This window comes from Thalassobacter sp. (assembly GCF_982993085.1).
In genome coordinates this window covers 1-4,714 of sequence record NZ_CEZFMW010000172.1, presented here as the reverse complement: position 1 = coordinate 4,714, position 4,714 = coordinate 1, and the positions used below count along the sequence as shown (strand labels likewise).

General features: G+C 60.7%; 5 protein-coding genes. All 5 read right to left on the bottom strand.

Features of this window, described 5'->3' with window-relative positions; all coding sequences use genetic code 11:
- Positions 1-472 (bottom strand): DUF6505 family protein (locus tag AC4GMC_RS17195; RefSeq protein WP_488101801.1); only part of this gene is annotated, 472 nt, incomplete at its 3' end.
- The gene (locus AC4GMC_RS17190; RefSeq protein ID WP_487878251.1) at positions 469-1,188 is read right to left on the bottom strand and encodes a biotin/lipoate--protein ligase family protein; all 720 of its coding nucleotides are present in this window, start codon (positions 1,186-1,188) and stop codon (positions 469-471) included. The genes AC4GMC_RS17195 and AC4GMC_RS17190, both read right to left, overlap by 4 nt.
- Positions 1,185-2,267: an Mrp/NBP35 family ATP-binding protein gene (locus tag AC4GMC_RS17185; RefSeq protein WP_487878252.1), complete on the bottom strand. Its 1,083-nt coding sequence runs from the start codon at positions 2,265-2,267 to the stop codon at positions 1,185-1,187. Before AC4GMC_RS17185 ends, AC4GMC_RS17190 begins: the two co-directional genes overlap by 4 nt.
- A 1-nt stretch (position 2,268) precedes the next feature.
- Entirely contained in the window at positions 2,269-2,457 is a 189-nt protein-coding gene (locus tag AC4GMC_RS17180; protein WP_487878253.1) for a DUF6494 family protein, read from the bottom strand.
- 51 nt (positions 2,458-2,508) lie between these two features.
- Positions 2,509-4,455 carry a 4Fe-4S binding protein gene (locus AC4GMC_RS17175; protein WP_487878254.1) on the bottom strand — a complete coding sequence of 649 codons (1,947 nt, stop codon included), beginning with the start codon at positions 4,453-4,455 and terminating at the stop codon, positions 2,509-2,511.
- Positions 4,456-4,714 lie beyond the last annotated feature (259 nt).

The following is a 4,714-nucleotide window of genomic DNA, read 5'->3' as shown; positions in this document are numbered from 1 at the left end:
GAATGGCAAATTGGTCGAGCCCGGCGTCGTTGGGCTCAATCATTCTAAAGCTTTCCCGCACACCCACGTCCGACAGTTCCCGCAGGACAGTCAAAAGAGTGTTTGGCGCATGCTCTGCGCATAGGTCCGCCATCTGGTCCAATTCTTCTTGGGCCGTGGGCAGGGCGGCTTCAACGCTGGGGGCGCCATAGTAGGTGACAAAATGCTTCGCCAGTATCTGCGCCAATGACGCCATTTCGCCCGGCTCAACCTGTGTGACGGCCACAAACGTGACACGCCCGCCGGTTTCTAGGCCGAACCAACCGTTCGAGAACGCCTGACGGTTTTTGCCGGACAGGTCGCCCTCGGACCAGTTCGAAAACTCAAACCCGCCAGAGATACACCATTCGCCGGTGCGCGCTGGCACGTGGAAAACGCGCTGGTCGCTTTCGTCGAAATGGATGGCGCGGGCCAGTTTTAGGGGAGCGGTCATGGTGTTGTCTCCAGCAAGCGCGTCAAGGGGATAAGCTGCGTGGCGCCATCAGCGTCGCGCAAAAGCAGTCCAAAATTTTCGTCTACGCCAAGGAATGTCCCGGTGATGCCAAGCACAGTAACGTCTTCACCGATTTGCCACGCCAAGCCGCGCCATGCTTCATGCAAAGGCTTGATCCCGTCATCTTCCCATGAACGCACCCAAGTGAGCGTGTGCCGCGACCACGATTCCAACAGTTGCGGGGCCTGCACCTCGGTGCAACCTTCGGCATAAAGGGCGGTGTCCTCAGGGTGCTCGCCCGGGGCGTCGCTTAGCGGCCAAAGCGGCAGCGTCAGATCAATCACCATCCAGTCGGGCACTTCAGCGGGGTTGTCGGTGCTGGCGTGGATACCAAACCGACCACAGCGCGCGGCGTTAAGGCGGATGACGCCGTCCCACTCTAGCTGAACGGCGGTTTCTGGCGGGCCAAGCGCACCGAGGGCGTTTTGAAAACCCACAGCGCATAGCGGCAGCATCACCGCCGCCTCCGCCAAGGTGACATCGGGGGCAAAGACAATCGCCGCCCGAAGTGTGCTTTGGCCGAGGTCATAGGCCACAAGGCCAGCATCGCAGCCCTGAATGGCCCGCATCTGCGCGTGGGTGACGGGGTCGGCCGCAGCCTCCCCGTACATCAGCGGTGGGAAGGTCGGCGTATGCGGGGCATCAAGCGTGCTCATGCAACGCCTTTCTCCACGAGGGCGGCCGCGATTGTGCGGAACACCTCAGCTTGTGGGCTGTCAGGCGCGCTGGCCACGATGGGTGCACCACCGTCTGCGGCCTGCCGGATCGACATGTGTAGTGGCACTTCGGCAAGCAGGTCGATGCCCAGTTTCTCTGCCTCGCTTGCAACGCCGCCGTGACCGAACAGATGTTCCTCATGGCCGCAGTTCGAACAGATATGCGTGGACATGTTTTCGATCATGCCAACAACGGGGATGTTCATCTGGTTGAACATATCCAGACCTTTACGGGCGTCGATCAATGCGATGTCCTGCGGGGTCGAAACAACGACCGCGCCATCCACCTTGAACTTCTGGCCTAGCGTCATCTGCACGTCGCCCGTGCCGGGTGGAAGATCCACGATCAGCACATCCAATGCGCCCCATTGGACCTGCGTCATCATTTGTTGCAACGCGCCCATCAGCATCGGCCCACGCCAGACAACCGCTTGGTCGTCGTTCGTCATGTAGCCGATCGACATGGAGGTCACGCCGTGGTTGCGCAGGGGCAAAATAGTGGTTCCATCGGGGCTTGCGGGGCGACCGGTAATACCAAGCATCCGGGGCTGCGAGGGGCCATAGACATCGGCGTCCAGCAACCCAACCCGGCGACCCTGCTGCGCAAGGGCCACGGCCAAGTTGGCGGACACCGTGGATTTTCCCACGCCGCCTTTGCCCGAGGCAATCGCAAGGATACGGTCCACACCCGGCACAGGCTGCGGCCCGGCGGGCGCGGTTTTTTGTGGCTTAAGGTCGGGGGGCGCTTCGCCAGCGGGGGCGGCGGGCTTTGAAGGTGCACTGTGGCCCGTCATTACGATTTGCACGGCCTCAACACCGATCCCTTGCAGGGCGGTTTCAGCGGCGGTTTTGACCGCGCCATAGGCTTCGGCATCCGACGGGGCGATTTCCATCACAAAGCGGACACTGCCTGCATCCACATTCAACGCCCGAACGACGCCTGACTCTACCAAATCTGTGCCGCTTGGGGTGCTAACACCCTTGAGGGCCTCAAGGACGGCGTCTCTTGTAATTGTCACGTTATTCTCCCGAAACGTCGCCGGTGACTGTGTGTTCCAGCCCCAACTCTTCGCATGTGAGTGTCATTTTCAGCGCGTAGCTTTTGCCCGCTTCGCCCTTGTTGCGCAACGCGGCCTCAATCTCTTGTTGGCTGGTCACGCCGACTTGCTTGAGGAACTTGCGCATCGACATGTTGAACGCATCACTCATTCGCTCTCTCCCTGATGGTCTGATGATTGGCCGCTGGCGTGGCCAAGGATATCAATGGTCACGACGTTTGCTCAGATAGTCTTCGGTGGTGCGCGGCTTTGGCCTTGGCGCACTGGTAAAGGGGTTGTTCTGGCTGTGCATCTGCGCGCGCACGCGGCAGTCATCACACATCTGGATCAAGCGCAACTTATCTTCGTCGAACATGGAGTGCCCGGCCAGCCGCTCAGTGATCTTGTCGATGGTGGATTTTACGCCGAATAGGCTGTTGCATTCGACGCAGGCAAACGGTTCTTCTTCGTGGATTACCCGTTGCTCCAACGCGGCATCCGTCAGGTCTAGACGAGGTTCTAGTGTGATGGCATTTTCCGGGCAGGCCGAGGCGCAGATCCCGCATTGCAGACAGGCATCCTCTTGGAAGCGCAGCTGCGGCAGGTCTGGGTTGTCGCCCAGTGCCCCTGACGGACAAAGCGAAACACACGACAAGCACAGGGTGCAGGCGTCGGTGTCGACCAAAACCGCCCCATACGGCGCGCCCTCGGGCAGGGGCAGAACAGTGTCTGAGCCAAGCGTCGCGCGCGCCGCCTGACGGGTGATCTGACGCCGTGTGCCCATGGGGCGGACGGGGCTGTGGGCCGCGTCGGACTTGGCCGCGTCGTACAGCGCGTCGGTCATGGCATCGGGGTCGGGCGTGTCGATCAGGGCGATCGTCTCGGCGCCCACAATCGCGCGCGCCAGCTCCATCTGGGTGTCTAGTGCATCGCGGTCGGATTTTGGCTCGGGCAGGATGCTGACGCGTGTAAATCCGGCACCATGGGCTGCGACCATCTCGGCGTGGCCAAACCCGTTTAGCGCGGTGATCTCCATCGGGATGACATGGCTGGGCAGGCCGCGGCCGAACCGTGCGGCCATGCGGATCATCTCAGAACCATTGGAACCGGTCACCAGTAGGTGCGGCGTCGCACCGCCTGCATCCGTGTAGGCTTTGGCCAGCGTATTGATCCGGACGAAAGTGTGGGACGCAGCGGGCGCATCAAAGCTGATCGCGCCAGACGGGCAGGCGGCGGAACATGCACCACATCCGGCACAGACCAGTGGGTCAATGACGACATGTTCGCCCGCAGACTGAATGGCGCTTGTTGGGCACAGGTCCAGACAGCGGGTACAGCCGGTCTGCTCTGCACGGCTGTGGGCACACAGAAGGGGCTCAGATTTGATGTGGAGCGTTTTTTCAAACGTGCCGATCAGGTGGCTTGCGGCCAAAATTGCGGCGGACACTGCGCCCGGGTGGGCGGGGTCGGCGCGCAAATAGCCATCCCGCTTTTCAGGAGCCGGGAACAGCGGTGTGCCGCCGGTCAGGTCCAGCAGAATATCACACTCGGACTGGGCGCCGTTGCGTGCGGGCGACAGGGCGGGTGTGCCACGTCCTTCGGGGGCCGGTTGCTGCAACTGATCAATCGAGACAGAGAATTGCCCAAACGAGCCTGTCGCACGGCGCAGGGTGCCAAAAATGATGTCGGCCTCGGTGGTGCCGGGGTGCTCTTCGCCGGGCGCAAGAAGGACCGTGACTGACAGATAGGGTGTCAGTGCCTCAGCCGCAGCAAGCGCTGTTGCGGATGGCCCAACTATTAAGCATAGTCCGTCTGAGACCACATCGATGGTCTTGTCCGGGTGGGTCGGTAGCAAGCCCTCGGCCACCAAAGCGGCCATTTTAGGACCCGCTGAGGTTGTATCGTCGGTCCAGCCAGCCCGATCGCGGATGTCGATCAATGGGGCGGAGGCGACCTCAAGCTCATCGGCCAATGCGTCGAAAATCGCGCTTTGCTGGGTGCAGCAGATTGCGGCGTCTCCGGTCTGTAATGCATCCGCTGCAATTTGCAACTGTGAGGTGCAAAGCGCCGAACATGTCCGCGGCACCGAAAGCCCGGTCGCCTGCGCAAGTGCGTCGCTATCTACGGTTTGACTGCCGCCACAATCACACGTTATCAATGACTTGATCACGTTAATCCTCCCAGATCCGTCCCTTTGGGGCCAGTCGGGCGCCCGTGTTGTTCGCGCAGTTTAGACGTGTTGCGACGGGGTCTACAACCGCTTTCGCAATTTGCAGTTGTTTGTAATTTTGCATTCAATGCAATTTGTGGCTTCTGATTTTAAGATTTATGGTCTAACAATTTGGTATGCCGTTGTGTCCTGTGGGGTGGCGACGGTTAGGATCGGGAGGGTCCATGATATACAACCCTGACCAGTATTGCGCGTTACC